The sequence below is a fragment of the Schaalia odontolytica genome (assembly GCF_005696695.1).
In the GTDB taxonomy this organism is placed as follows: domain Bacteria; phylum Actinomycetota; class Actinomycetes; order Actinomycetales; family Actinomycetaceae; genus Pauljensenia; species Pauljensenia odontolytica_C.
Genome location: NZ_CP040006.1, coordinates 1,743,496 through 1,769,541 on the forward strand (window position 1 = coordinate 1,743,496; position 26,046 = coordinate 1,769,541).

A 26,046-nucleotide genomic window follows, 5' to 3' on the forward strand; every position below is an offset into this window, starting at 1 on the left:
GGCCGCGATACGTTAAGGCAATGACCTCCCGCAAGAGCCCCCTCGAACTGGCAGCCCTGGCCACCGCAGCCGTCCCCGGCATGCGCGTCACCGCCCTGCGCCCGCCCACCTACAGCGACGAGCTCTCCACCGTGACCGGCATCGAAGACGCCGCCGGACACCGCTGGATCGTCACCTGCCCCCACGAGGAGGTCTCCGGACCCGCACTCGAGGCGACCTCCGGCATCCTGGATCGGCTCGGCCAGGCACACGACCACGACTACATTCCCTTCGACGTGCCGCGCCTGGCAGGCCAGGTAAAGACCAGCGACGGCGGTACCGTCTACGTCCACCGCGACCCGGGCGGCACCGCCCCCACGGACGAGGACCTCGACACCGATCCCCTGCTGCCCGCGTCCCTCGGACGCGCCCTCGCGGCCCTGCACAACCTCCCCGAGACCGTCTTCTCCTCGATCGGCCTGCCCAGCTACACGGCCATCGAGTGCCGCGATCGCAACCTCGCCCTCCTCGACGAGGCCGCCCGCGAAGTCGCCATCCCCGCCGCCCTGTGGAGCCGCTGGGAGGCCGCCCTCGAGGACGTGTCCCTGTGGCGCTTCCCCTCCGCACCCATCCACGGCGATATCCAGGAGCGCTGCCTGTCCGTCAAGCGCGGCTCACTGCTCGCCATCGGCGGCTGGACCAGCGCACACGTCGGCGACCCCGCACTCGACATCGCATGGGTCCAGGCCACCGCCCCCGACGCATTCCTCGACCGTTTCCGCGAGACCTACGGCCACGAGCGCCGCGCCACCGACCTGCACGTCTTCACGCGCGCCCAGCTCCTGTCCGAGATCGCGCTCGTGCGCTGGCTCGTGCACGGCCTGCACGCCGAAGACCCCTCCATCGTCGAAGAGGCCCGCTCAATGCTCGACGACCTGGCCAAGGACCTCGACGGTGAGCCCCTGCTGCCCTCGCACGCATCCGCGATGGGGGCGCGCATCTCCCTGACCCCCATCGAGTCCCCCTCCGCCTCGCCGATCGAGGCCTCGGAACCAACCCCGAGCGCGGCGGACGAGACCGACGACGACTCCAACGAGCCCACCGTCCCCGTGTCGCGCCCGGCCTCCGCGCTCAAGCGCAAGCTCGCCGAGGGCGAGGTCGACCCGGCCGCCCCCACGGAGCGCCTCAGCCTCGGCCCCGACGGCACGCTGCTGCGCTAACCGCGCCGCGCCGCACGCGGAACGACCACCCAGGGGCGCTCCCACGTCGAGAACCGGGGCCCGTCAGGTTTCCACCTGACGGGCCCCGGCCTCGTTGATCGTTGTGAAGGCGCGCGCCTCAGCGGGACTGACCGTCCCCCTGATGGGATGCCTCGAGAGCATCGACGCGGCGCTGCAGATCCTCCACCTGAAGGCGCAGAATCGCGGCCTCCTCGGTCAAGCGACGACGATCCTCGTCCGAACGCGACAGGTCCACCGAGAAACGCAGCGACAGGAGCAGCAGCACCACACCCGCCACGAAGAACCCGAGATTCAGCGGAACGACAACGCCCAGCTGGATCGCACTCCACTTCAGGATCGGCGGGAAGATGGACAGCAGCGCCGTGAAGAAGGCGATGCAGTACCACCACAGGCCGTAGCGTTCCTTCAGGCCCGAGTTACGCATCTTGACGAACACCATCACCAGGATGATGATCGCGAACACCAGTCCAAGCACGTACGTGGGGCTCATGCATTCTCCTCCGGCGCCTGGGTGACCTTCTCTCCGGGGCGCGACAGCGAAACCGCGAGGGCCATCGTCGCGCGCACCAGGAAGAGCGCCGATTTGATCGGGTTGTGGGAGGGCTCGCCGCCCGCGCGCGGGTGCATCTGCACGCCGACCTCGCGCACGACCAGGTGCGAGCGTGCCGCAATGACGAGCGCACCGATCGTGTCACCCAAGTACTCGGCCGGGTAGTTGCGCGCGAAGAGCGAGAGCGCACGAGGACCGTAGAGCTTGAAACCGCTGGTCGTATCGCTCAAATGAGTCTCACACACGCGCGAGAGGATGAACGAGAAAAGGTTCATCGCCCACTTGCGCGGGCCCCGCGCGTGGTAGTTGCCCTTACCCGCGAAACGCGAGCCAATGACGACGTCCGCGTGCTCGCTCGAGGCCGTCTCGATGAGCGTCTCGATCTCTCGCGGGTCGTGCTGGCCATCCGCGTCGAGCTGACACGCATACTCGTAGCCCATGCGCCGCGCGTACTGGAAGCCGGCGCGCATCGCGCCACCGACCCCCAGGTTGAGCGGCAGGTCGAGGACGGCCACGCCCGCGGCGCGCGCGATATCGGCGGTCGCGTCCGTCGACCCGTCGGAGACCACGAGGATGTCCGCGAATGAAGGCTTCTCAACCTTCACCATCTCGAGGACGTCACCGAGCACCTCCTCCTCGTTCCACGCGGGGATAACGATGAGCAGGCGGGACTGAGCACTGGGACGGCTCACTCAGCGACCCTCTCGCTCAAGCAGCTCGAGCAGGTAGGCGCCGTAACCGGACTTGACCAGAGGCTCGGCGCGCTGGCGCAGGCCCTCGTCGTCGATGAAGCCCATGCGCCACGCGACCTCTTCGGGGGCACCGATCTTCATGCCCTGGCGGGCCTCAACCGTACGCACGAAGGCGGTGGCGTCAGCGAGGGAGTCGAACGTGCCGGTGTCGAGCCACGCGGTGCCGCGCGGCAGGACCTCGACCTTGAGCTTGCCAGCCTCGAGGTAGGAGCGGTTCACATCGGTGATCTCGTACTCACCACGCGCGCTCGGCTTGAGGTTGCGGGCGATCTCGACCACGTCGTTATCGTAGAAGTACAGGCCGGGCACCGCATAGTTCGACTTGGGGTGCTCGGGCTTTTCCTCGATCGACAGCGCGTTGAACTCCTCGTCGAATTCCACGACGCCGTACTCACGCGGGTTGGACACGTGGTAGGCGAAGACGGCACCACCGTCGGGGTCGACGTGGCGGCGCAGCTGGGCACCCATGCCGGGGCCGTAGAAGATGTTGTCGCCCAGGACCAGGGCGGCACTGTCGTTGCCCACGTGATCGGCGCCGAGCACGAAGGCCTGCGCGAGGCCGTTGGGCTCGTGCTGGACAGCGTAGGAAATGTTGACGCCGAGCTGGCTGCCGTCGCCAAGCAGGCGATGGAACGACGGAGCGTCGTGGGGGGTCGTGATGACGAGGACCTCAGAAATGCCCGCCAGCATGAGGGTCGACAGCGGGTAGTAGATCATCGGCTTGTCGTAGACGGGGACGAGCTGCTTCGATGTCCCCAGCGTAATCGGGTTGAGACGGGTGCCCGAGCCGCCCGCCAGGATGATGCCTTTCATGTTGCCTCCGCTTCCCGGCGCGTCCTCGTGTGGGTCGCGCGTCGTTGACAATTATCCCTACACAACAGTATTTTTCCACAACTTTGCCCCCGCGCGCGCCCATGGGGCGGCGCACACCGCCGCGGGGGTGCAGATCGGATAGTATTTACATGGAATGTTGCGTCCGCACAAAAACCACGCACGTAAGGAAGAACCATGGCGCCCACCGCTAAGCCCCTGGGGATTACGACCACGCCGATCCCCGGCTTTTTGCGCATTGATCTGACTGTTCACGGCGATAACCGAGGCTGGTTCAAGGAGAATTGGCAGCGCGAGAAGATGGTCGCGCTGGGCCTGCCGGATTTCCAGCCCGTGCAGAACAACATCTCGTTCAACGACGAGGTCGGGGTGACGCGAGGCATTCACGCGGAGCCGTGGGATAAGTTCGTGTCGGTCGCGACCGGCCGCGTGTTTGGCGCGTGGGTGGACCTGCGCGAGGGCCCGTCCTTCGGCACCGTCTACACGACGATCATCGATCCGGGCGTCGCGGTGTTCGTCCCCAAGGGCGTGGGCAACTCCTACCAGACCCTGGAGCCGAACACGGCCTACACGTACCTGGTCAACGACCACTGGTCGCCGGACGCGCGCTACACCTTCCTGAACCTGGCTGACGAGACGGCCGCCGTGGATTGGCCGATCCCGCTCGAGCGCGCCATCCTGTCCGACAAGGACAAGGCACACCCGCGCATGGCGGAGGTGACCCCCTTCCCTGCCCCGGCTCCCGTGGGTCGCCGCGCGCTCGTGACGGGCGCGAACGGCCAGCTCGGCCGCGAGCTCATGCGCGCGCTGCCCGAGGCAGGCTTCACGGTGACGGGCGTGGACCTGCCCGAGGTGTCGATTTCCGACGCCGAGCAGGTGGCCACTCTGCCGTGGGATGACATCGACGTGGTGATCAACGCGGCCGCGTGGACGAACGTCGACGGCGCTGAGACGCCCGAGGGTCGCCGCGCGACCTGGCAGGCGAACTCGACGGGCCCGGCGATCCTGGCCCGCGAGGCCACGGCTCACGGCGCGACGATGGTTCACATCTCGACGGAGTACGTCTTCGATGGCACGCAGGACGTGCACCTCGAGGACGAGGCCCCCTCTCCCCTGGGCGCGTACGGCCAGTCGAAGGCGGGCGGCGACGCCGCTGTGGCCTCGACGCCGAAGCACTACATCGTGCGCACCTCCTGGGTTGTGGGCGACGGCAAGAACTTCCTGAAGACCATGGCATCCCTGGCAGATCAGGGCACTTCCCCCTCGGTCGTGTCCGACCAGGTGGGCCGCCTGACCTTCACCTCCGACCTGGCCAAGGGCATCATTCACCTACTGACCAGCGACGCCCCGTTTGGCACCTACAACCTGTCGGGCGAGGGACCGGTCATGAGCTGGGCGCAGATCGCCAAGCGCGTGTTCGAGCTGTGCGGCCGCAATCCGGAAGACGTCACCGAGGTGACGACGGAGGAGTACTTCGCGGGCCGCGAGGTGGCTCCGCGCCCCCTGTCCTCCGTCCTCGACCTGACGAAGATCAAGGCCGCGGGCTTCACCCCCGAGGATTCCTCGCAGCGCATCGACTCCTACGTCGCTTCCCTGCGCGGCTGACCACCACACCGACGAGGCAGGCCCCGGGCACCGACAGGTGCTCGGGGCCTCGCACATTCTGGGTTGATCTTGGGCAGCGCGCAGCGGATTCGCCCCGAACGTGCACTCAGAGCAGCTGGCTGAGGATCTCCTGTGAACCGTGGATCTCCTTCACTTGAGCGACGAGCACGTCTGCGAGCTTCTTCGCCGCTACGTACTGCGTTGATTCGACGCCGTAGCGACTCGCGATGTCCGCAAGGCGCGCAGGGATGGTCGTGGCGCTGCCATCCTTCGATGTCAACATGTCCGCCAGGTTAAGCACCAGGAGTTCATCCGACTGGTAGGAGCTGTCGGGATCGCCGTGATGGAAGATCTCCGCCCAGTACGCGAACCCCAGGGAGCGCAGCAGCGCACCTCCGAGTTCCTCGTGCTCTGACTGTTCCTGAGCGAATTGATAGCCGACATCGTGCAGGTAGCCCATCACGAACATCTCGCGGCACTTGTCGTCCGACCAACCAAACAGGGCGCGCCCCAGCTCGGAGGCCTTCATGCCCACGCCGCGGCAGTGGCGCAAGCGGTTGTCGTCCATGCCGATTGCCGGCGTCGAGTCATTCATCATGCGATCCTTTGCGTGCCGTCGGCCAGATACCGCAGGAGATCCTCAAGCCTGCGACGCTGAGAGTCAGCGAGGCGCAGATCGAGGAGATTCTCCTTGAGTACCCATCGGAAACCCGTGGATTCAGAGTCGAGGGACACCTCGTGACCCTCGGACACCCCGTGAAACACGACGGTGAACTCCTGGCGCACTTCCCCATCAGAGTATGCGATGCGCACGTCCGGGTCCGTGTAGGTGCCGACAATCCCGGTCACCCGCACGTCGAGGCCGGTCTCCTCCTTGAGCTCGCGGACCGCGCACTCGGCCAGGCTTTCGCCGAATTCAAGGGTGCCGCCCGGGAGCGTCCAATTCCCGCTGTCCCGGCGCTGGAGCATGAGGATGTGCCCCTCGCGCTCGATGGCGACCGCTGCAGCAGGGACGATCGAGTTGGCGGCCGGCGCATCGGGAGCGTGGGAGTAGTCCACGCGCGTGGTTCTCAGGGCCGAGGCCAGCCACGCCTCGACATCTGGGCCGGGGGTGACGACATTCTTGTCGTTCGTGGAGGGAACCTTGATGAAGAGGATCTGCGTCCCCCGCTTCGAGCGCTGCGCGTATGTCGTCCCGGGTTCGATGACGTAGAAGTCGCCCGCACGGAACTCATGCTCCTCGCCGGTGTCCGTATCCAGGTACTGCGTCCACCCCGACAGCATGTACTGGTACTCGGTGGCCTGCGTATGAAAGTGCGGCTGCTCGCTCGCGTCGTCGGAATAGGACGTGATCCCGATTTCAAGATCACTCGTGTCGTAGTGCGCGACCGCCTGCGGCCGAGAGAGGTTGCCCGCCAGGTACTGGCGCGACACGTGCTCCAGCGCCTGCCGGATCTCGCCTGACGTGATGGTGGAGAACATCGTCATCGCCTCCTTGGGGCCTTGTGTCGACTCTTCCTCAGCTGGCGCCTCAAGACAACGAGAACGCCGATCGCGACGACCACACTCGCCAGGCACAGGGCGAGCACGAACCAGAGCGAGGGAAGAGTTTCGCCCTGGTTGAGGCCAATGATGGACATCGAGAAGAAAGAGATGATGAGCGTCGGGACGAAAAAGACTGCGGACGCGAAAGTGAGGAAGGTGTTCGTTCGTTCTGCGGCCTCGGCGTTTTCCTGGTTCGCGACGGCCTGGACGGACTGAGCGGTGTTCGCGAGCAGGCCGGACGCCCGCTCGAGCAGCCGTCGGTATTCTTCGATCGTCGCCTTGAGTTCGGCGACCTTGTGCGTCGCGAGGCTCTGCAGGGCCTCGTTCCCGGTCACGAGTTCGTTGACCTTGGAACGGCGTTCGAGGTTCCTGGACACGAGGAACGCCGTCGTCACGAACTGGGAGAGCACGCCGATTTCTCGCTGCGCCCGCCCGAGGCGCTGCGCGGCTTCTTCCGAGTCATCGCTGATCATGATCTGGAAGGGTTCGTTCTCCCAGAATTCGAACTCAATCCGCCAGTTCTCGAGGTTGTATTGCTCGTATTTGATGGGGATCGAGAACGCCTCAACGATGTTGCCCACGTCCGACGGCTCCGTGAAGTACCCCTGCCCGCGGTTCAGCCAGATGCCGTTGTGCGGCCAGCGAAGGTTGTCGAGCTGGTCTGGCGAAACCGGCTGATAGATCGAGACGGTGCCGTTGCCCATATCGAAAATCCGGCACCAGCGATGAAGGGCACGAAGCGGCTCGGAGGTATCACCGGAACGGGCCGGCAGGTTCTGGGTCAGCAGATCGACGTATGCAATGCGCGTGTCGGCATCGATCTGCAGGGGCACGTTCGTTTTGTTCGCAGACACCCGCTGGATCATCTCCGGCATGGAAGCCATCAGCGCGTGAGCGACGGTCGGCGCCATGAGCTTTTCGAGGAGCGAGGAGATTTCGCCGTCGTGCGCACCATCGAGCGACACCTCGAGCTCGTACCTGTCGATGTCGCTCCACGGGTCCTCACGATGGGTTTCTGCGTCGATGGAGCAGTAGCGGTAGCTTTCGCCATCGTCCAGCAGGGGCAGAACGATCGGATTCTCGAACTCCATGGCCCGGCGATGCCATCCGGACAGAATGACTGCCTGCGTCCCATCCGCGTACTGGCACTTCAGCAGGAAGCTCGGGCCCGCGTCCCAAAGCTGAGGATCAGACGCGTACGTCTTGCTGTAGGAGCACATCGCCCGGGCACCTCCATTCACAGTCGTTGACACGTAGTTGTCCGCAGCTCACGCGGCCCACAGCACGAGGCCGTGGGAACACACCGCTCTTTGAGATTGTAGTCGGTCGCGCAGATGCCGCACCGGAGGGCAACATATGTGCGCGCCGCAGATAAACGAGGCCGGGGCCAGCCACGCTGAATCGCGCAGCCAGCCCCGGCCTCGTCACAGAAGAACTCTCAGAAGTATGCCTTCATCATGGAGACCAGGTCGTAGCCGTAGTTCTTTGCGGCAGCCCAGCCGGTGCGGTTGGGGTTCTCCTGAATGCCCAGGTACTCGACCACGGGGGCCGCACCCTTGCGCACGTAGGTGAAGCGCGGGTCGACGACCGTGTTTGCGAGCGACGCCGTGGTCACCGAGGAGTCCGCGTAGGCGCGCAGGTGCTGCACCTGGGCGCGGATGCCGGTGCGCACGTCCGGGAACGAGGCACCCTTCGCGCCGCCGCCGACCGCGCCAATGCCGGAGAAGTTGTACTGGCTGACGGTCACGTCGCCGCCGAATCGCAGCCAGCCCGTCTCCTTCATCGCCTGGACGAAGACCAGCTCGGGGGACACACCCTCGGCCACGGCCTCGTCGTAGACGATGGACGCGAAGTCGCGGATCGTCGGCGCACCGCCAGCGGCCAGCGCGCTCGGGTAGCTGTATCCAGCCTGATCCCAGGCGTCTTCCATCGCGTCGATGGTCTCCGAGCGCGAGGCGGTGGGCGCGCTCATGATGAGGCGCTGACCGGACGCGTTCGTGACAGAGGCGCTGCGCGAGGCGCTGCGGGAGGCCGCCGGAGCCTCGCTGCCATCCGCGTAGCCGAGCCACGCGCCGGAGGAAGCGAAGTTCGATGCGCGACCCTCGACGGTGACCGTGCCCGTCGCCATGGCACCCGAGTTCGGGTCCAGCCAGTACCAGGCGCCATCCAGGAGCCAGCCGGTGCTCATCGCGCCGGAGGAGTTCAGGTGGTACCAGGTGTCGCCCACCTTGGTCCAGCCGGTCATCATGGCGCCCTCACCATCCAGGTAGTACCACTTGCCGGCGTCGAGGAGCCAGCCGGTGACCATCTGGCCGCTTGAACGCATGTAGTACCAGCGGTTGTCATCCTCAGTCAGCTGCCAGCCGGTGAGCATGCGCGCGTCGTCATCAAAGAGGTACCAGGCGCCATCAACGTTGGTCCAGCCAATCGCGGCCGCACCGTTGACGCGCAGCCAGTACCAGTTGTTGCCATCCTTGAGCCAGCCGGTAACCATGACGCCGTCGGCGTTCATGTAGTACCAGGAGCCGGCGTCCTTCACCCAGCCGGTGGCCATGTCGCCGTCGGGACGCAGGTAGTACCACTTGCCGTCTTCCTTCTTCCAGCCCGTCACCATGGCGGTGGAGTCGTCGAAGAAGTAGCGGCGTCCGTTGATGGTGGACCATCCGCGGATCGTCTGCTTGTTGGAGCCAGCCCAGTACCAGCGGCCACCGGCAGAGAACCAGCCGGTCTTGGCTTCGCCGTTGGAGATGAAGCTCCAGGAGTCGCCCGTGGCGCGCCAGGTGCCCTTGCTCAGCCCGTAGGCCTGGGCGATGCCGGTCGCGTCGGCGACACCGAGGGAGCGCACGAAGCTCTCGTTGCGCAGGAGGGCCGCGTCGGATGCGGAGGTCACGAAAGCGTGCTCAACGATGACGCCGGTCATATTCTCTTCGCGAGCCTGGCGGATGACCGCGTAGTAGTCGCCGGTCGAGCCGTCCGGGTAGTCGTAGTAGGGGTTGTCACGCGTCTTGATGCCGCGATCAGCCAGCCCGAGGCCGGTGAGCTGCTTCTGGATCGCGTTGGACAGGGTGCGGCCCTGCGTGTGGGTGCCGTAGTTGTACGAGGAGGAATTCGGGTACCAGACCTCGGCACCCTTCGCGATGGGCGCGCCCGAGTTGAAGTGGATGGAGACGAGGGCGTCCGCATCCTCCGCAGCCGCCATCTCGACGCGGCTGGACAGGTCGGCGCTGGTGTTTTCCGAGGGACGAGTGTCCGTCGTGCGGGTCATAACGACGCGCACACCGTCGTAGCTTTCCAGCTCTTCCTTCAGTGCCAGGGAGACCGCGAGGGTCAGGTCCTTTTCACGCAGGCCGTTGGCGACCGCGCCAGGGTCGGAGCCGCCGTGCCCGGGGTCGATGGCAATCGTGATACCTGCTGCGTGCGCCGGCGGCACCAGGGCCGCTGCGGCTGCGCCGAGGGCCAGGGTGAGCCCGGCGACGATGGTCCTCCACGAGGAGCGCATAGTAATCCTTCATGTTGCTGATGTGACAGTCGTGATTGTAGGTACTTATGTTGTAACTGTAAACATGAGAATAGTTACACGCATGAACTGGTACGAACTAAAAGGATTCCTCTTTGCATATGAGACGAGGCCGGGGCCTCCTCTGCCCATGCGCACTGTCATCGGGACGCACCGACGCGCCATCGAAAGCACTCATGGCCAGGAATAACTCCACTCAGCGGCGTCAGCCCGAGGGAGAAAAACCGAAGGTCTACGCGAGCGCCGACCGAACCACCGCGGCCGCAGCGCGCGACGAGGCCTCGACTGACCGATGCGCGCTCACCCAGGCGCGCGCACCCTCAGCACCCACCCAGGGGGCAGTCCCCGACGCGAGACCGACCATGGCCTCGGCGATCTCATCGACATCAAGAGAGCACGCGACTCCGAGTTCCCCCTCCGCGACGTCGCTGGCTGCCTGGCCTGGACCCGCGTAAATGACGGGAGTGCCCTGCGCAAGGGAGGCGAGGATCTTCGTCGGGTAGGCGTAGTCGTATCCGCCCGGCCGCAGCGAGGCGAGGGTCGCGGTGGCTCGCGCCATCCACCGGTCTGCCTCATCGGCGCTGACGGCGGGGATCATCTCGACGCCGGTCACGCCTCGCGAGCGCTCGGCGAGGGCATCCCATCCGCTCCCCTGCCCCACGAACACGAGGCGCGCATCCCCGAGCCGCGCTCGCGCGCGCTCGAAGGCATCGACAAAGACCTCGGGGGCCAACCACTGGGCGACCGTACCCGCGTAGACGAAGACGGGACCGTCGCAGGTGGGGAATCCTTCCGGGGTGCCGGTAGCCACGGCGTCGGGCACGCGTACGCCGTTGGGAACGACCGCGACATCGCGCGCACCCAGGTCGCGCGCGCGACGGGCGACCCCATCGGACACAGCGATGACGCGGCGGGCACCACGCAGCGCAAAAGACTCCAGCCCCGCAACCGTGCGCACAACGAGGCCGGGCACACCCGCGAGCGCGGCGGCATCCGAGACAATGTCGGCGCAGTAGTAGACGTAGGGGACGCGGCGTGCCGCACACGCAATGCGGACGGCGGCTCCGGTCGTCGGCGGGGGTTCCGAGACGACGACGACGGGGCGCGGACCGGTGAGCAGCCGGGCGAGGAGGGGCAGGTCAAAGGACATGTAGGAGACGTATCCGCGTACCGCTCCCGTGCGGTCGCGCAGGACGGGGGCGCGGCGAACCTCGACGAGGCCGCTATCCTCCCCCGCATCGACACCACCGTCTGCGAGCCGGCGGGCGTCGCGGGCGACGGAGGGAGCCAGGCGCGAGGTGAGGACCCGGACCCTGTCTCCGCCCGCGGCGAGCGCGCGGGCGAGCGCCCCGAGGCGCAGCGCGGCGGCCGTCGGCTCGGGTGTAAAGGTGCGGGTCGCCAGAGTGACTAGCATGCGGGGGCGCTTCCCCCGCCGATGGTGATGCGCGGGGTGCCGGCCCAGGCCTCGGGTGAGGTGATGGCGCGTCCGTCGACGAGGAGGCGCACGCCGGGCAGGTCAGCGGGGGCCAGGTCCCGGTAGGCGGCGTGGTCGGCCTGGACGATGGCGACGTCCACCGGCTCGCCGAGGTGGTAGGCGTCCCACCCGAAGGCTGCCAGCTCGTCATCCAAATACAGCGGATCGTGAACGCTCACCTGTGCCCCGGCCTCGCGCAGCGCGCAGGTGAGGTCAAAGACACCGGAGAAGGCGGTTTCCTTGACCCCGCCGCGGTAGGCGGCGCCCAGGACCGCGACGCGCAGCCCTTCGAGGGAACCGAGCAGGGCGGCGGCGCGGGAGACCGCGTAGGCGGGCATGCCAGCGTTCGCGGCGCGTGCGGCGGACACGACGGTCGCGTCCGGGTCGCCGGCCAGGTAGAGGCGCGGGTAGACGGGGATGCAGTGGCCGCCGACCGCGATGCCGGGCCGGTGAATGTGGGAGTAGGGCTGGGAGTTGCAGGCCTCGATGACGCGAGCGACGTCGATGCCGACCGTGTCCGCGTAGCGCGCGAACTGGTTGGCCAAGCCGATATTGACGTCCCGGTAGGTGGTCTCGGCGAGCTTGGCCATTTCGGCGGCCTCGGCCCCGCCCATGGGCCACACGCCGTTGGGGTGCGGCAGGTCGTCGCGCTCATCGAAGGAGAGGACGGCTTCATAAAAGCGAACGCCGCGCGCTTCGCCGGATTCGCTGAGGCCCCCGACGAGCTTCGGGTAGCGCGCCAGGTCGGCGAAAACGCGGCCGGTGAGGACGCGCTCGGGCGAAAAGACGACGTCGAAGTCGCGACCCTCGACCAGGCCGGACATCTCCTCGATGAGGGGCTTGTATCGACCGCGCGTCGTGCCCACGGGCAGGGTGGTTTCGTAGGAGACGAGGGTGCCGGCCGTGAGATGAGCGGCCATCGAGCGGGTGGCGGCGTCCATGACGCGGAAGTCGGGGCGACTCTCATCATCGACGACGAGGGGCACGACCATGACGACCGCGTCGGCGCCGGGGATCGCCTCGGCGTACTCGGTCGTGGCGCGAAGGGCGCCGGAGGAGGTCAGTGGGGGCAGGTACTCGGCCAGGTGCGCCTCGCCCGGGAAGGGTTCAACCCCCTCGTTGATAAGGGCGACCACGCGGGGGTTCACGTCCACGCCAACGACGCTGTGCCCGCCGCGCGCGTAGTGCACCGCCAGCGGCAAACCGATCTTGCCCATGCCGACGACCGCGATGCGCATGCGGCTCCCCTTTCCGTCTCCGGCCTCGTTGTTCCCCTCCAGTGTAGTGCCCCGCCCCACCTACAATGGGGGCGTGGATCGCGCGCTCAATCTCCTGCTCTACCCGTCGAACCTGGCCTCGCCCGGGCGACTGGTGAAGATCGCGCGTTCGCTGTCCCCGCTTTTCTCGCGCACGCACGTCGTCGGGATCGATCAGGGCGACCTGCCCACGGACGAGGCCGTGGCCCCCACCGTGCGCCTCACGCGGATTCGGGGCGCGTCCCTGGGCGCGCCCCTGGGTGGTCCGAGGGTCGTCGTGGCGTGGGGCGCTCGGGTGTATCGGCGGTTCGCGAGGCAGCGCGTCGCGGCTGTCTCCGCACAGAACTTGTTCCTGCTGCCCCTCGCGCACGCGTTGGCGCGGCGAACGGGTGCGGTGTTTGCGTACAACGCGCACGAGCTTGAGACCGAGACGGTGGGGTCGGCGGGGCTACGTCAGCGTCTCCAGCGCGTGATTGAGCGCCGCTATATCCACCGCGCGGACGTGGTGTCCGTGGTCAACGAGTCGATCGCGCAGTGGTACCGCGAGGCCTACCCCGGCGTGGATCCGGTGGTCGTGACGAACGCTCCGACGGGCTCGGATGGGGTCATCAACCTGCGCGGGCAGCTGGGGACCCCGCAGGACGCTCTCCTGTACCTGCATTCTGGCTACCTGGCGCCGGGGCGTAACATTCCGTTGATTCTGCGCGCTTTTGAGCAGGTGCCGAGCGCGCACGTCGTCTTCGTCGGCGCGGGTGCCCTGCTGCCCGAGGTTGAGCGTGCGGCTACGACCCACCCGAACATCCACCGCCTGCCTCCCGTGGAGCCGGACCAGGTTCTGGCTATGACGCGCGGGGCTGACGTGGCGCTGTGCCTCATCGAGTCCGGGTGCCTATCGCACCGTATGTCCACGCCCAACAAGATGATGGAGGCCTTCGCGGCCGGTGTGCCCGCGCTGTGTTCTCCCCTGTCCGAGGCCCGCCGATACCTGGGCGATCAGGCCAACACGTGGGTGTTGGAGGATCCGGAGCGCGACCTCGTCGGCGCCCTGGAGCGCATCACGCGAGAAGACATCGCGGCTTTCACGGCTCCCGCGATTCCCACCTGGGAGGAGGGGGCCGCCCGCCTGCGTGAGGCCTACGAGCGGGCCCTCGCCGCGCGAGTTCGCCGGTGAAACACAGGTTTCACAAGGGTTTCACGCGGCCACTGGGCGCGTGACGTCACCCCGGTCGTAGGAGCGCGCAGTCAGGACAGCCATGACGAGCATACCCACCAGCAGCACAGCCATGAGGGCTCCGAGCACCGCGACCGTGGTCTCCACTCCGTAGGGGCTGCAGGCAAGCCACGCCAGCGGCGCCGCGCAGTACACGCACGCGAAGGCCAGCATGCGGCGCTGGTGGTAGGTCGCGACGAACACGTTTGAGAGCGGCGAGGTCGCGACCGTTAAGGCCAGCCAGGGGGCCAGGGATCGAGCGAAGTACCCGGCCGCCTCCCAGCGCGCCCCGAACACGAGGGGGAAGAGCGCGGGGCTCACCCACGCGAGCAGGGCGAACACGGGGATCGAGCATGCCAGCGCGATGCCGCCGACGCGCAGGGCGACGCGGGTCATCTCACCGGAAGGGGTGTCCGACAGGCGCGGCAGGTACACCTGCGACAGCGCCCCCGCGATGAGGGCGACCGGTGCTTGCAGGGCCAGCCACGCCAAGTTGAATTGGCCGAGCGACGCCACGGAATACGTGGCGATCAGCAGAGGGATCGCGCTCGTGCGCACCGCATCGACGACGACGTTGGGCACGCCCACGAGGGCCATCTTGCGGTAGCGCGAGGCAACCTCGCGCAGGGTCGGATCGGTGTCCAGACGCTCGCGGGCGTCGCGGGCGCGCCACGACAGGTACGCGACGGCGAGGCCCTGGCCCGCGATCGTCGCCCCAATCGCCGCACCCAGGCCGCCACCGGCCACGAAACCGCACACCAGCTGCAGGACCGCGATCCCGAGGGCGCGCACTACGGAGGAGCTCGCGATCGCCTGGAATCGCCGGTGGCGGGTCAGCCAGTAGGAGCACACCTGCCCCTGTGCCAGGAACAGGATGGAGACGCCAACGGCGAGCATCCATCCCGCGAGCGCGCTTCCGTAGCGCGCGCTCACCCACGGCCATGCGACGGCCGCAATGAAGGTAGCCAGAGCGGAGGCGACCAGCACGCAGCGCGAGGCGAGGCGGGCCAGGGAGCGGGCCGAGGCCTCATCCCCCGGGGCGGGCAGGACGATGCTGAGGTCGAAGCGGGCGCCCGCGACCGCGGCGCCGAGCGTGGCGGCGGAGGTAAAGATACCCAGGTAGCCCAGGTCCGTGTCCGTGTAGAGGCGGGCGATGCCGATCTGGGCGACGAAGGCGATGACCTGGGCGAGGAGGGTGCCGCCAAGGAGGGTGAGCACCTGCGCGAGGACGCCCGAGCGGGCGGGGCGGGCAGGTGCGTTCGTCATGGACTCATTTAATCACCTGGGGCGCGCGGCTTGCCCCTAGGATGGTGGCATGCCCGCTCACCGATCCGCGCCTGCCCTCGGGTGGAACTCGTGAGGGTCGCCCTGACGAAGGGAACCCTGCTGGTTCCCCCGACCTACTTCGCGCTCTCGCACGCCCTCGCGATGCCGGAGCTCGATTGGCGGGCTTTCACACTCGCGGCACGCATCACCGATCCGGCCGTCACGGTCCCCATTGACGAGGCCGCTCCGCGCGCGCTCAGCAGCCCTCTCCCGCTTCGCATGGCCGCGCAGGCACGAGGCATGGGACGGATGCGCCGCTCGATCACCGCCTGGAATCCGGACGTCATTCACCAGCATCAGGCGACCTGGTCCCTGCCGGCCGTGGGGGCTGCGCGGGAGACGGGGGTGCCCCTCGTGGTGACGCTGCATGGCGGGGACGCCTACCCGAGGCTCGGGCGCGGCGCGGGTGCCGCGTGGAACGCACGCAACCGCACGGCCGCCCTTGAGGGAGCGACCCGGCTGCTGGCCGTCTCCCATTACCTGGCGGACGTCGCGCTGGGCGCGGAAGCCGATCCACAGCGCCTGAGCGTCCACTATCAGGGTGTGGACACGCACTGGTGGACGTCCGCCTCGAACACAACAGAGTCGCGCGAGGAACCCGTCGTCCTGTTCGTCGGCGCGCTCAGCCGTCTCAAGGGGGTGGACGACCTGGCCCGGGCGTCCGCCACCCTCGTGGGGCGCCGCCCGCATCGCCTCGTCCTCGTGGGCGACGGGCCGCTGGCACCCACACTGCGCGCGAACGCACCCGCCCACGTGACGTTCACGGGCCGACTGGATCGTGAGGGGGTACGCGACTGGATGCGCCGCGCCCACGTCCTCGTCCTGCCCACGAAGCCGACGCAGGGGCGGCAGGAGGCCGCGGGACTCGTGCTGCTCGAGGCGCAGGCGTGCGGCGTTCCCGTCATCGCATATCGCACGGGCGGCACGCCGGAGATGATCGCGCCCGAGGTCTCGATGCTGACGGCTGAACGCTCGCCGGACGCTCTCGCTCGCTCCCTCGACGAGGCATTGGCTTGGTCCGAGGACGAACGCGCGGATCGCGGGGTGGCGTGCCGGGCGTGGGTGACACGCGAGCGCTCGCTGCACGGATCCGTGGATCAGCTGCGCGCAATCTACGCAGACGTGACCAGGTAACGCCGCGCTCTACAGGTCGACCGAGCGACCGGTGGCTGCCGAGGAGAGGATAGCCTCGACGACGCGGAGGTTATCCAAGGCCTCGTCCATGGTGACGTGCTCGCTTCCCACGCCGAGGATCGCGTCGCGGAAACGCTCATGTTCGAGGGCGAGGGGCTCGCGCTTGGTGAGCGCGTAGCGCACGACCTGGCCCTCGCTCACCCCGCGGAAGGCGGCGATGGCGTCCCACTGCAGGGGCGCGTGGCCATTCTCGTAGAAGGTCAGGTCCCCCATCGCGGTGTCTGCGACGAGCGCGCCGCGCTCCCCCGTCACGATCGTCGTGCGGTCCTTGTAGGGGGTCAGCCAGTTGACGAGGTGGTTGACGAGGATGCCGCCGGCAAGGACGCCCGAGGCGACCATCATGTCCTCGTGCACTCGCCCAGAGCGCGCGGACGTGCGCGCGTAGATGCTCTCGTAGGGGGCGCCGGCCACCCACGCGGCCAGGTCCACGTCGTGCGTGGCCAAGTCTTTGACGACGCCGACGTCGCTGATGCGGGCGGGGAAGGGGGACTGCCGACGCGTTGCGATCTGCTCAATCGCGCCGAGCTGCCCCTCCGAGATCCGCCTGCGCATGTCGATGAGCGCGGGGTTGCAGCGCTCGACGTAGCCGACGGCGCCGACGAGTCCCGCGGCCGCGAAGGCGTCGCGGATGCGGCGGCCCGCCTCCACGCTCGTGGCAAGGGGCTTTTCGACGAGGGTGTGCACCCCGGCCTCGGCGAGCGCCAGGGCTGCGGCCTCGTGGTGGGCGGTGGGCGCTGCGATGATCGCGGCGTCGATGCCGGCCTCGATGAGTTCCTCGACGCCACCCAGGACGGGCAGGTCGCCGGCGACGCCGAAGCGGTCGCCGCCCGGGTCAGCGAGCGCGACGAGGTCCACGCCGGCGGTGGCGCGGGCGTTGCGCACATGGTGTCGGCCCATCGAGCCGATGCCGAGGATTCCGAGGCGGATGCTCATGTCAGGCCCCCGCTTCCGCGAGCGCGTTCACGGCCTCGGCGATGCGCTCCAGCTCGCCGGAAGTGAGAGATGGGTAGATCGGCAGGGAGAGAACCTGGTCGGCTGCCTCGCGCGTGGCCGCAAGCTCCACACCGGGGGCGAAGCAGGCGAGGGATGGCAGCTCGTGGTTCGGGATCGGGTAGTAGACGCCCGAGCCGACGCCGTATTCCTCGCGCAGGGCGGCGGCAAAGCCGTCGCGGTCTTCGGCCACGCGGATCGTGTACTGGTGGTAGACGTGCGTGGCGCCGGGCGCGACGTGCGGGACGGTGACGCCTCGCAGGTGGGCGTCCAGGAAGGCGGCGTTGTCCTGACGCGCGCGCGTCCACGCGCCAACCTTCGTCAACTGCACGCGTCCGATCGCGGCGTGGATGTCGGTCATGCGATTGTTGAGGCCCACGATTTCGTTGGCGTAGCGCGTCTCCATGCCCTGGTTGCGCGCAAGTTTCACGCCGCGGATGATCTCGGGGTCGCTCGAGGTGACCATGCCGCCCTCACCGCTCGTCATGTTTTTGGTCGGGTAGAAGGAGAAGGCCGCGAAAGCGCCGAAAGAGCCGACCGCGCGCCCGTGCAGGCTCGCGCCGTGAGCCTGGGCGGCGTCTTCGAAGACCATAAGCCCATGCGCGTCGGCGATCTCCTGCAGCGCGTCCATGGGGGCGGGGTGACCGTAGAGGTGGACGGGCATGATGGCCCGCGTGCGCGGCGTGATCGCAGCCTCGACGGCGGCCGGGGACAGCGTGAACGTGAGCGGGTCGATGTCGGCGAACACGGGGGTCGCGCCCGTGATGGCGACCGAGTTGGCGGTGGCCGCGAAGGTGAAGGAGGGGACGATGACCTCGTCGCCCGGACCGATCCCGGCGGCGAGCAGACCCAGATGCAGTGCCGAGGTCCCCGAGTTGACCGCGACCGCCTGCACCCCGGGTACCAGGGCGGCGCAGAACTCCTCCTCGAAGGCAGCGACCTGGGGCCCCTGGGCGATCATGCCGGTGCGCATGACGGCTGCGACCGCGTCGATCTCCTCTTCGCCGATGAGCGGGCGTGCGGGTGGGATGAACGGGTGCGTCACTGCTGGTCCTCACGGGTTTGGTCGGGCATCTGCGCGCCATTCGGGGACGAGGCCTGGGCGGCCTCGGGCGACAGGGCGCCGTCTCGCTCGACGTAGCGGCGGCCCGAGGCCGGACACACCCACGTGCGCTCCCCGGCCTCGTTCGAGGCTTCATCGGCGGCCACGAGCGGCACCCCGGCCTCGCCGACCCACCCGACGCGGCGCGCGGGGACGCCGACGACGAGCGCGTAGGGAGCAACGTCGCGGGTGACGACCGCGCCCGCGCCGACCGACGCCCACTCCCCGATGCGCACGGGAGCCACGCACACGGCGCGTGCTCCGATGGCTGCTCCGCGTTCCACGGTGACGCCGACGCGGTCCCAGTCGCTCGCGCTCTTCAGGGTGCCGTCGGCGTTGATCGCGCGAGGAGCGTGATCATTCGTCAAGACGGCCGCGGGGCCGACAAACACTCCGTCAGCCAGGGAGGCGGGCTCGTAGACGAGCGCGTAGTTCTGGATCTTGCAGCGCGCACCGACTCTCACACCTTCGCCGATGTAGGCGCCACGTCCGACGATCGTCTCCTCCCCGATGCGCGCGTCCTCGCGCACCTGGGCGAGGTGCCAGACTCGCGCGCTGGGAGCGACGATCGCGCTGGGGGCGACGTCGGCGCTGGGCTCGATCACGATGCTTCCCTCTCCTTGTCGCTGCACGCGCGGGTGCGCTCACAGATACCCAACACTATAGGCGCGCGCCCATCCCGATGTGCGACACTATTCAAATGCAGATCGGCTCCGACACGTGGGTGGTGATCCCAGCGTTCAACGAGGCGTCCGTCATCGGGGGCGTCGTCGCGGGAGTCCGCACCTTTTTTCCACGTGTCCTCGTCGTCGATGACGCTTCGAGCGACAACACCGCCGCCGTCGCCCGCGCCGCAGGGGCATACACCGCGACACACCCGCTCAACCTTGGGCAGGGCGCCGCCCTCCAAACCGGATTCGATGCAGCCCTCGCCCGCGGGGCGCGATACGTGGTCACCTTCGATGCCGACGGCCAGCACGACCCCGCAGAGGCGGCGGCCATGGTCGAGCGGGCACTCCGGGAGGATCTCGCGTTCGTCCTCGGCTCTCGTTTTCTGTCGGGATCCCCGTCGTCGGCGGGTAGGGTCAAACGCGCCATGCTGCGACTCGGAGCTTTGGTGGCCCGGCTGCGCACGGGCTTGGATCTCACGGACACTCACAACGGGCTGCGCGTGATCCGCGCCGACGCCCTCGCCCACGTGCATCTCACCCACGCACGCATGGCCCACGCCTCGCAGATCGTCTCCCAGCTGGCCGCCTGTGGCCTGCCCGGCGCCGAGCACCCGGTGACGATTTCCTACACGGACTATTCGCGGGCGAAGGGCCAGCCTCTGCTCAACTCCGTCAACATCGTCGTCGACCTCGCGTTGGGGGGACGATGAGCGCCTACCTCGCCATCCGCATCCTCCTGCTCCTCGCCCTCGCGCTCACCGCGTGGTGGCTGGTGCGCCCGGTCTCCTCGGCCTCGTCGCTCGCGTTGCGCCGCATCGGCATCGGAGCGGTCGTCGCTGCGGCTATCGTGGCCATCCTCGTGCCCTCGCTGGCCAACACGGCTGCCCGCGCGGTCGGCGTTGAGCGAGGGGTCAACCTGATCGTCTACGGCCTCGTTATTGCGTTGATCGCGCAGATGGTGACCGGCTATCGGCGCGAGGCCCGCGCCGAGGAGCGCATGGCTACCCTGGCCCGCTCCCTCGCCCTCGCACACATCCTTCCGCCCGACGATCCGGGGGATGCGAGCACCGAGACGGGCAGCTCACACGCTGATACGAGCGGAGTGGAACGCGCCGCTAACGGCCCTGCTTCACCGACAAACACGCCAGATAACGATATGGTTACGAATGATGAGTAACGTGAATCTGCGACCGATCCAGCACTCGGCCGTCAACTTCGGACGCTTCGGCTTCCTGCGCGGCGCACTCGCCGTGCTCCTGGCCGGCGTCCTGTTCGTCGTGTCCTCCGCAGGCTTCGTCTACGCCAAGCTGAGCACTCAGTTCGCCAACCGCGTCGTCAACATCGACGCCTACGCGAGCGACGAACAGAACAAGGCCACCCCGGACTCCTTCGAAGGCCGTGCCGTCAACATCCTCGTGGTCGGCACCGACTCACGTAACGGCGCCAGCGGAGAGCTCGGCGCGGGTGACGCAGATGACGTTCCCGGCCTGCGTAACGACTCGACGATGGTGATTCACATCAGCGCGGACCGCTCCCGCGTGCAGATCGTCTCCATCCCCCGCGACACCCTCGTGGACATCCCGGCGTGTAAGCACCGCGATGGCACGACCAGCGAGCCGACCACGGACGATATGTTCAACAACGCGATGGTCTACGGCGCGGACGGTGGCGACGAACCGGAAGACATCGGCCCCGGTATCGCATGCGTGCGATCGACCGTCGAAAAGCTCTCCGGCATGTCCATCGATGCCTTCATGGTCGTTGATTTCGCGGGCTTTATTAACATGATCGACTCCCTGGGTGGCGTGTGGTTCAACATCCCCGAGCGCATCGACGACGACTCCGCCCAGCTCTACATCGACGAGGGCTGCTGGAAGCTGTCTGGCACGCACGCGCTGGCCTACATGCGCTCGCGCAAGGGCCAGGGCGACGGCTCCGATATTTCCCGTATCGGCCGCCAGCAGCAGCTGATTTCCGCGATGCTGCGTGAGCTGCAGGACAAGAACTACGTGACCGATCCCGGCTCGCTCATCAGCTTCCTGCAAGCCGCGATTTCCTCCGTGAACGTGTCCCCGAACCTGGGCAACGCCAGCTCGGACGCATCCCTGCTCATCAACGTCCTACAGAAGATCGACCGTTCCAACATTCAGTTCGTGACGATGCCGGTCGAGGAGCCCTCCTGGGATCCGAACCGCCGTATCCCCTCTGAGCCGATGGCCCGCAACGTGTGGAACGCCCTGAAGAATGACCAGGCTCTGCCCGTGGGCACGACCTACACGGACGGCAACGGCGCGCAGCTCGTGGTCCCCGATCCGACCGCGACGACGGCTCCTTCGACGCCCACTCCGACGCAGGCTCCGACCACCGACCCCAGCTCGGAGGAGACGACCACGGATAACACCGCGCAGTCCGCCTCCGTCGCGAATAACGCGGCGAACGAGGAAGCTGCCAAGCAGACAGCCGCCACCTGCCCGCCGAAGAACCAATGAGCAATCCTCCTTCTTTTACGCCTGACCCGAAGCGACGCCGCCCCGGATCCGACGACGCTCACGTCGTCGGTGAGGAGGTGCGCGGTGGCGCACCCACTCCCCCGCCGGAGGCTCTGGCCCCGCAGATGTGGAGAATCTCGGACGACGAGGCCGCGGCGGCCCGCCCGCTGATGCCCCGCACGCTGGATCAGCCGCAGAGGGACTCTCAGTCGATTTTCCCGCGCCGCACCCCGGCCCAGCAGCCGCCGTCGTTCCAGCCGGCCTCCGCTGCTAACCCGCCGTCCTACGCGCCGGGTTCCGGCCGTTCCTCGGGCTCGGGTACGTACGCCCCGTCGGGCAACGGGCCCCGACAGGTGACGATCAATCGCTCCCAGAGCGCACCCTCGCCGGCCCCCGCGCCGGCCGCTCCCACGGCCCCGGCTGCAAAGCCGAGGCGTCGCAAGCGCCGCCATCCGATTCTCAAGACACTGTGCCTGTTCCTGGTCCTCGTCCTCGCGTGGGGCGGATTCCTCATGTGGGATGCCAATACGAACATGGGTCGCGTGAGCGCCCTGTCGGGGGCCGCCGATACTCCGGGCACGACCTACCTGCTGGCGGGTTCCGATTCGCGCGCCGACGGCGCCGTCCAGGATGGCTTCAACGAATCCGAGCGCGCCGACTCGATCATGCTCGTCAACGTCGCCCCGAACGGACAGAAGGTCGCGCTGTCGATTCCGCGTGACACCTACGCGGAGATCCCGGGCGTCGGCTGGGACAAGATCAACGCCTCCTACGCGTACGGCGGCCCGCAGCTGCTCGTGGAGACCGTGGAGAAGCTGACAGGTCTCACCGTCGATCACTTCGTGCAGATCGGCATGGGCGCCGTGCCCGACATGGTGGACGCGGTCGGCGGCGTCGAGCTGTGCTACGACAACGACGCGGACGACCAGTACTCCGGCCTGAAGTGGAGCGCCGGCTGCCACACGGTGGACGGCACGACCGCACTGCAGTTCTCACGTATGCGCTACCAGGACCCGGAGGGCGACATCGGCCGCACGAAGCGTCAGCGCCAGGTGATTTCGAAGGTCATTTCCTCGGCTGCCTCGCCCTCGACCCTCGTTAATCCCGCGAAGACCCTGCGCGTGGAGCGAGCCGGTTCGAAGTCCTTCACAATTGACGAGGACTCCTCTGTTGTGACGGTCGCGTCGCTCGTGTGGGCGCTGCGCAGCGCCTCGTCGAATCAGATGATGGGTGTCCCCCCGATCGAGTCGCTGAACTTCACGACGAACGCCGGAGCCTCTGCTGTCCTGCTGCGCGATACGACCGCGGACGACTTCTTCGCCAAGCTGCGCGCGGGCAAGTTGACCACCTCGGACCTCAACCAGCTCCCGCTCGACTGAGCCCTCTCACCGACGCACGAACCCCGGCCTCGTCTCTCACAGGGAACGAGGCCGGGGTTCTTTGCGTTCTACGAGGGCCCTCAGGAGCCGGGAACGGTGATCGGGCGCGGACCCGCCTGCCAGCCCTCCCAGGCGGAGGTGAGGATCTCGTCGAGGCCGTTGTTGGCCTTCCATCCCAGGTCCACGCCGATGGACAGCGGATCGCCGATCAGCTTGGGCGGGTCGCCCGCACGGCGGTCCAGCTCCTCGACCGGGAAGTCCCAGCCGATGACGCGGCGCAGGCCGTCGATGATCTCGCGGACGGAGGTGCCCAGGCCGGTGCCCACGTTGTAGGTGTGGTGGTCGGGCTGGCGCCCCTCGGCGAGCACGTCGAGGGCTGCGATGTGTGCCTCGGCCAGGTCCAGGACGTGGATGTAGTCGCGCACGCAGGTGCCGTCCGGGGTGTCGTAGTCGGTGCCGAAGATCTTGGCGCTCTCCCCGCGCTCGATGCGGTCGAGGACCATGGGGATCAGGTTCATGATGGCCGGGTCGGCCAGGTCGGGCCAGCCGGCGCCCGCGACGTTGAAGTAGCGCAGGCCGATCCACTTCAGGTCCCAGGCGCGCTCGCAGTCGGCCATCATCCACTCGCCGATCAGCTTGGTCTCGCCGTAGGGGTTGATGGGGTAGCCGGCCATGTCCTCGGTGACGACTTCGGCGGTGGGGATGCCGTAGACGGCGGCCGACGAGGAGAAGATCATCTGGTCGACGCCGGCGTCCTCCATGGCGGCCAGCACGTTCGCCATGCCACCGATGTTCTGCTGGTAGTACCAGGTGGGGCGTGCGACGGACTCGCCGACCTGCTTGCGCGCGGAGAAGTGGATGACGGCCGTGACGTCCTCGTCCACCATGAGGTTGGAGAGAACGGAACGGGCTTCATCGGTAGCGACATCGAGGCGAACCAGGGGCGTGTCCCCGATCCTGGCCGCGTTGGAAGTGGACAGGTCGTCGACGACGACGACGCGATCCCCGCGCTGACGCAGGAGGCGGACAACGTGTGCGCCGATGTAGCCGGCGCCGCCACAAACGAGAATGCTCATGGCTTCAGGATACGACGCGCCGCCCCCTCGCGGCTACCCGCGCGGGGCTTGTGTTGTGCGGCCTCAGCGCGCCTGGGAGACGCGCTGGGCGAGGGCCGCCCCCTTTGCGCTGGCCACGTCGCGTAGGTCCTTCTGGAAGTCGCGCATTGAGGCGCGCAGGGATTCGGCGCGTTCCCCTTCGCCGGCTCCGAGGATCCGGGCGGCGAGCAGCCCCGCGTTACGCGCGCCTGCGATCGACACGGTCGCGACAGGCACGCCTGCGGGCATCTGGACGATGGAGTGCAGGGAGTCGACGCCATCGAGGTGCTTGAGGGGCACGGGCACGCCGATGACGGGCAGTTCGGTGAGCGCGGCGAGCATACCGGGCAGGTGGGCCGCTCCCCCGGCCCCCGCGATGATGACGCGCAGGCCGCGCTCCGAGGCGGATCGACCATAGGCCACCATGTCCTCGGGCATGCGGTGGGCGGAAACGACGCCGACCTCGCAGGCGATGCCGAATTCGGCGAGGGCGCCGACGGCCGCTTCCATCGTGGGCCAGTCGGAGTCGGAGCCCATGACAACACCGACGAGCGGGTTGTCGCCGGTGGCGGTCAGCTGGATGTCGAGCTCGGTGGTCATGGGCGGTCCTTTCGGGAGGGAACGAGGCCGGGGCACCTGGTCCCTCGGCCGCGGACGGGTGGGAGGGTTAGCTGGTGGGGACCTCACCCTTGAGGGCGTAGACGGCTGCCCGGGCTCGCTCGAGGGCAAGAGCCGGGTCCTTTTCGACGACAGTGACGTGGCCGAGCTTGCGGCCCGGGCGCACCTCCTTGCCGTAGAGGTGTACCTTCGCTCCCGCTCCCCCGGCTGCGAAGGCCACCCCGAGGGCGCGCGCAGGCTGATCGTGAGCCGAGCCAAGGAGGTTCACCATGACGGAATATGTACCCGGGGCGCGCAGATCGGTGGACCCCAGCGGCAGGTCGAGGACGGCACGCAGGTGCTGCTCGAATTGGCTCGTGACGGCCCCGTCGATGGTCCAGTGTCCCGTGTTGTGGGGGCGCATGGCGAGCTCGTTGACGAGGACGCGCTCGTCCGCGCCCTCACCGACGACGAACATTTCCACGGCGAGGACGCCGGTGACACCCAGCTCGGCGGCGATACGCTCGCCAATGCGGCGGGCCTCGGCGGCCGTCTCGGGCCGGATGCCAACGGCTGGCGCGGTGACCTCGGCGCACACGCCGTCGATCTGCACGGTGGAGGCGACGGGCCACGAGGCGATCTCACCCGAAGGGGTGCGCGCAAGGAGGGCCGCCACCTCGCCGGTGAAGGGAACCAGGGCCTCGGCCAGCAGAGGGCCGTTGCCCCACCAGGAGGACACGTCCGCGGGGCTATGAGCGACTGCCACGCCGTGCCCGTCGTATCCGCCGCGCGGGGTCTTGACGATGAGGGGCCATCCGATCGTGGCACCGAATTCGGCCAGTTGGGCCTCGTCCTCGACGCGCGCCCACGCGGGGCACGGGATGCCCATCTCGGTGAGGCGCTCGCGCATGGCCAGTTTGTCCTGCGCGTACAGGAGGGCGCTGGCCGGGGGCTGAACGGAGACGAGGCGGGCAGCCTCCTCCATCGTGGGGGCCGGGATGTGCTCGTGCTCGAACGTGAGAACGTCCGCGCCGTCGATCAGCACGCGGACCGCGTCCAGGTCGGCGGGCTCACCCACCGCTTTGTCGACGGTCACCTGACCGGTCGAGCCGTCCGAGGCCTCGACGAGGGCCCGAAGGTTAATGCCGAGCGCGACCGCGCTCTCCTGCATCATGCGTGCGAGCTGTCCGCCGCCGATGACGGCAACAGTGGGAGGGGTCAGCATCTCGTGTTCCACGCCTTTC

General features: G+C 68.1%; 24 protein-coding genes. 8 read left to right on the plus strand and 16 right to left on the minus strand.

Features of this window, described 5'->3' with window-relative positions; translation table 11 throughout:
* The first annotated feature begins 20 nt into the window (after positions 1-20).
* A complete protein-coding gene (locus FBF35_RS07765; protein WP_060565645.1) occupies positions 21-1,199 on the plus strand; it encodes a phosphotransferase in 1,179 nt (392 codons plus the stop codon).
* A 118-nt stretch (positions 1,200-1,317) separates the two neighbouring features.
* On the opposite strand, the gene FBF35_RS07770 is transcribed toward FBF35_RS07765, so the two are convergent.
* The 3 genes from FBF35_RS07770 to rfbA are packed head-to-tail and all read right to left on the minus strand — an operon-like array spanning position 1,318 to position 3,335.
* Positions 1,318-1,710, minus strand: coding sequence for a DUF2304 domain-containing protein (locus FBF35_RS07770; protein ID WP_060565646.1), 393 nt, complete (start codon positions 1,708-1,710; stop codon positions 1,318-1,320).
* Positions 1,707-2,462, minus strand: a complete 756-nt coding sequence (locus tag FBF35_RS07775) for a glycosyltransferase family 2 protein (protein ID WP_060565647.1) — start codon at positions 2,460-2,462, stop codon at positions 1,707-1,709. The genes FBF35_RS07770 and FBF35_RS07775 overlap by 4 nt, the downstream gene beginning before the upstream one ends.
* The gene (gene rfbA, locus FBF35_RS07780; protein ID WP_003790141.1) at positions 2,463-3,335 is read right to left on the minus strand and encodes a glucose-1-phosphate thymidylyltransferase RfbA; all 873 of its coding nucleotides are present in this window, start codon (positions 3,333-3,335) and stop codon (positions 2,463-2,465) included. It abuts the gene before it with no gap.
* A 195-nt stretch (positions 3,336-3,530) separates the two neighbouring features.
* Here rfbA and FBF35_RS07785 point away from each other — a divergent pair, with 195 nt between their 5' ends.
* Positions 3,531-4,958 (plus strand): sugar nucleotide-binding protein, encoded by a 1,428-nt coding sequence (locus FBF35_RS07785; protein WP_060565648.1) that lies wholly within the window; start codon positions 3,531-3,533, stop codon positions 4,956-4,958.
* A gap of 106 nt (positions 4,959-5,064) precedes the next feature.
* Here the strand turns inward: FBF35_RS07785 and FBF35_RS07790 are convergent, their stop codons facing one another.
* The 6 genes from FBF35_RS07790 to FBF35_RS07815 form a co-directional block, all read right to left on the minus strand.
* The gene (locus FBF35_RS07790; RefSeq protein ID WP_060565649.1) at positions 5,065-5,556 is read right to left on the minus strand and encodes an HD domain-containing protein; all 492 of its coding nucleotides are present in this window, start codon (positions 5,554-5,556) and stop codon (positions 5,065-5,067) included.
* Positions 5,553-6,446 carry an NUDIX domain-containing protein gene (locus FBF35_RS07795; protein ID WP_060565650.1) on the minus strand — a complete coding sequence of 298 codons (894 nt, stop codon included), beginning with the start codon at positions 6,444-6,446 and terminating at the stop codon, positions 5,553-5,555. The genes FBF35_RS07790 and FBF35_RS07795 overlap by 4 nt, the downstream gene beginning before the upstream one ends.
* Positions 6,443-7,723, minus strand: a complete 1,281-nt coding sequence (locus FBF35_RS07800) for a CorA family divalent cation transporter (RefSeq protein WP_060565651.1) — start codon at positions 7,721-7,723, stop codon at positions 6,443-6,445. The genes FBF35_RS07795 and FBF35_RS07800 overlap by 4 nt, the downstream gene beginning before the upstream one ends.
* 218 nt (positions 7,724-7,941) lie before the next feature.
* Positions 7,942-10,002 (minus strand): N-acetylmuramoyl-L-alanine amidase, encoded by a 2,061-nt coding sequence (locus tag FBF35_RS07805; RefSeq protein WP_060565652.1) that lies wholly within the window; start codon positions 10,000-10,002, stop codon positions 7,942-7,944.
* 250 nt (positions 10,003-10,252) lie between these two features.
* Positions 10,253-11,434: a glycosyltransferase gene (locus FBF35_RS07810; protein WP_060565653.1), complete on the minus strand. Its 1,182-nt coding sequence runs from the start codon at positions 11,432-11,434 to the stop codon at positions 10,253-10,255.
* Complete coding sequence (locus FBF35_RS07815; RefSeq protein ID WP_060565654.1) at positions 11,428-12,732, minus strand: nucleotide sugar dehydrogenase; 1,305 nt, start codon at positions 12,730-12,732, stop codon at positions 11,428-11,430. The genes FBF35_RS07810 and FBF35_RS07815 overlap by 7 nt, the downstream gene beginning before the upstream one ends.
* On the opposite strand from FBF35_RS07815, the gene FBF35_RS07820 reads away from it, so the two are divergent.
* Positions 12,725-13,921, plus strand: coding sequence for a glycosyltransferase (locus FBF35_RS07820; RefSeq protein WP_060566392.1), 1,197 nt, complete (start codon positions 12,725-12,727; stop codon positions 13,919-13,921). The genes FBF35_RS07815 and FBF35_RS07820 overlap by 8 nt on opposite strands.
* Positions 13,922-13,942: 21 nt before the next feature.
* Here the strand turns inward: FBF35_RS07820 and FBF35_RS07825 are convergent, their stop codons facing one another.
* Complete coding sequence (locus FBF35_RS07825; RefSeq protein ID WP_060565655.1) at positions 13,943-15,226, minus strand: lipopolysaccharide biosynthesis protein; 1,284 nt, start codon at positions 15,224-15,226, stop codon at positions 13,943-13,945.
* 90 nt (positions 15,227-15,316) lie between these two features.
* On the opposite strand from FBF35_RS07825, the gene FBF35_RS07830 reads away from it, so the two are divergent.
* Positions 15,317-16,420 carry a glycosyltransferase gene (locus FBF35_RS07830; RefSeq protein WP_060565656.1) on the plus strand — a complete coding sequence of 368 codons (1,104 nt, stop codon included), beginning with the start codon at positions 15,317-15,319 and terminating at the stop codon, positions 16,418-16,420.
* A gap of 9 nt (positions 16,421-16,429) precedes the next feature.
* On the opposite strand, the gene FBF35_RS07835 is transcribed toward FBF35_RS07830, so the two are convergent.
* Genes FBF35_RS07835 through FBF35_RS07845 form a run of 3 tightly spaced genes read right to left on the minus strand, consistent with a single transcriptional unit; the run spans position 16,430 to position 19,177 of the window.
* Positions 16,430-17,413 (minus strand): Gfo/Idh/MocA family protein, encoded by a 984-nt coding sequence (locus tag FBF35_RS07835; protein WP_060565657.1) that lies wholly within the window; start codon positions 17,411-17,413, stop codon positions 16,430-16,432.
* Between the two features lies 1 nt (position 17,414).
* Positions 17,415-18,515 carry a DegT/DnrJ/EryC1/StrS family aminotransferase gene (locus tag FBF35_RS07840; RefSeq protein ID WP_060565658.1) on the minus strand — a complete coding sequence of 367 codons (1,101 nt, stop codon included), beginning with the start codon at positions 18,513-18,515 and terminating at the stop codon, positions 17,415-17,417.
* Entirely contained in the window at positions 18,512-19,177 is a 666-nt protein-coding gene (locus tag FBF35_RS07845; RefSeq protein WP_060565659.1) for an acyltransferase, read from the minus strand. Before FBF35_RS07845 ends, FBF35_RS07840 begins: the two co-directional genes overlap by 4 nt.
* Before the next feature lie 95 nt (positions 19,178-19,272).
* Between FBF35_RS07845 and FBF35_RS07850 the strand changes: the two genes are divergently transcribed.
* Genes FBF35_RS07850 through FBF35_RS07865 form a run of 4 tightly spaced genes read left to right on the plus strand, consistent with a single transcriptional unit; the run spans position 19,273 to position 23,111 of the window.
* Positions 19,273-19,953 carry a glycosyltransferase family 2 protein gene (locus tag FBF35_RS07850; protein ID WP_241772504.1) on the plus strand — a complete coding sequence of 227 codons (681 nt, stop codon included), beginning with the start codon at positions 19,273-19,275 and terminating at the stop codon, positions 19,951-19,953.
* Positions 19,950-20,420, plus strand: coding sequence for a DUF2304 domain-containing protein (locus FBF35_RS07855; RefSeq protein WP_060565661.1), 471 nt, complete (start codon positions 19,950-19,952; stop codon positions 20,418-20,420). Before FBF35_RS07850 ends, FBF35_RS07855 begins: the two co-directional genes overlap by 4 nt.
* Positions 20,410-21,732: an LCP family protein gene (locus tag FBF35_RS07860; protein WP_060565662.1), complete on the plus strand. Its 1,323-nt coding sequence runs from the start codon at positions 20,410-20,412 to the stop codon at positions 21,730-21,732. The genes FBF35_RS07855 and FBF35_RS07860 overlap by 11 nt, the downstream gene beginning before the upstream one ends.
* Positions 21,729-23,111, plus strand: coding sequence for an LCP family protein (locus FBF35_RS07865; protein ID WP_060565663.1), 1,383 nt, complete (start codon positions 21,729-21,731; stop codon positions 23,109-23,111). Before FBF35_RS07860 ends, FBF35_RS07865 begins: the two co-directional genes overlap by 4 nt.
* Before the next feature lie 80 nt (positions 23,112-23,191).
* Here FBF35_RS07865 and galE read toward each other — a convergent pair whose 3' ends face one another.
* The 3 genes from galE to FBF35_RS07880 form a co-directional block, all read right to left on the minus strand.
* Positions 23,192-24,187 (minus strand): UDP-glucose 4-epimerase GalE, encoded by a 996-nt coding sequence (gene galE, locus FBF35_RS07870; RefSeq protein WP_060565664.1) that lies wholly within the window; start codon positions 24,185-24,187, stop codon positions 23,192-23,194.
* A gap of 63 nt (positions 24,188-24,250) precedes the next feature.
* Complete coding sequence (purE, locus tag FBF35_RS07875; protein ID WP_034465368.1) at positions 24,251-24,805, minus strand: 5-(carboxyamino)imidazole ribonucleotide mutase; 555 nt, start codon at positions 24,803-24,805, stop codon at positions 24,251-24,253.
* 67 nt (positions 24,806-24,872) lie between these two features.
* On the minus strand, positions 24,873-26,027 hold the full coding sequence (locus tag FBF35_RS07880; RefSeq protein WP_060566393.1) for a 5-(carboxyamino)imidazole ribonucleotide synthase: 1,155 nt from the start codon (positions 26,025-26,027) through the stop codon (positions 24,873-24,875).
* Positions 26,028-26,046: the final 19 nt, after the last annotated feature.

Coding starts and splice junctions, on each gene's coding strand:
- FBF35_RS07810 (WP_060565653.1), bottom strand. CDS start 11,434: ATGCTAGTCACTCTGGCGACCCGCACCTTTACACCCGAGCCGACGGCC.
- FBF35_RS07805 (WP_060565652.1), bottom strand. CDS start 10,002: ATGCGCTCCTCGTGGAGGACCATCGTCGCCGGGCTCACCCTGGCCCTC.
- FBF35_RS07765 (WP_060565645.1), top strand. CDS start 21: ATGACCTCCCGCAAGAGCCCCCTCGAACTGGCAGCCCTGGCCACCGCA.
- FBF35_RS07800 (WP_060565651.1), bottom strand. CDS start 7,723: ATGTGCTCCTACAGCAAGACGTACGCGTCTGATCCTCAGCTTTGGGAC.
- FBF35_RS07770 (WP_060565646.1), bottom strand. CDS start 1,710: ATGAGCCCCACGTACGTGCTTGGACTGGTGTTCGCGATCATCATCCTG.
- FBF35_RS07855 (WP_060565661.1), top strand. CDS start 19,950: ATGAGCGCCTACCTCGCCATCCGCATCCTCCTGCTCCTCGCCCTCGCG.
- FBF35_RS07790 (WP_060565649.1), bottom strand. CDS start 5,556: ATGATGAATGACTCGACGCCGGCAATCGGCATGGACGACAACCGCTTG.
- galE (WP_060565664.1), bottom strand. CDS start 24,187: ATGAGCATTCTCGTTTGTGGCGGCGCCGGCTACATCGGCGCACACGTT.
- FBF35_RS07880 (WP_060566393.1), bottom strand. CDS start 26,027: ATGCTGACCCCTCCCACTGTTGCCGTCATCGGCGGCGGACAGCTCGCA.
- FBF35_RS07860 (WP_060565662.1), top strand. CDS start 20,410: ATGATGAGTAACGTGAATCTGCGACCGATCCAGCACTCGGCCGTCAAC.
- FBF35_RS07825 (WP_060565655.1), bottom strand. CDS start 15,226: ATGACGAACGCACCTGCCCGCCCCGCCCGCTCGGGCGTCCTCGCGCAG.
- purE (WP_034465368.1), bottom strand. CDS start 24,805: ATGACCACCGAGCTCGACATCCAGCTGACCGCCACCGGCGACAACCCG.
- FBF35_RS07835 (WP_060565657.1), bottom strand. CDS start 17,413: ATGAGCATCCGCCTCGGAATCCTCGGCATCGGCTCGATGGGCCGACAC.
- FBF35_RS07795 (WP_060565650.1), bottom strand. CDS start 6,446: ATGACGATGTTCTCCACCATCACGTCAGGCGAGATCCGGCAGGCGCTG.
- rfbA (WP_003790141.1), bottom strand. CDS start 3,335: ATGAAAGGCATCATCCTGGCGGGCGGCTCGGGCACCCGTCTCAACCCG.
- FBF35_RS07820 (WP_060566392.1), top strand. CDS start 12,725: ATGCGCATGCGGCTCCCCTTTCCGTCTCCGGCCTCGTTGTTCCCCTCC.
- FBF35_RS07785 (WP_060565648.1), top strand. CDS start 3,531: ATGGCGCCCACCGCTAAGCCCCTGGGGATTACGACCACGCCGATCCCC.
- FBF35_RS07850 (WP_241772504.1), top strand. CDS start 19,273: ATGCAGATCGGCTCCGACACGTGGGTGGTGATCCCAGCGTTCAACGAG.
- FBF35_RS07815 (WP_060565654.1), bottom strand. CDS start 12,732: ATGCGCATCGCGGTCGTCGGCATGGGCAAGATCGGTTTGCCGCTGGCG.
- FBF35_RS07865 (WP_060565663.1), top strand. CDS start 21,729: ATGAGCAATCCTCCTTCTTTTACGCCTGACCCGAAGCGACGCCGCCCC.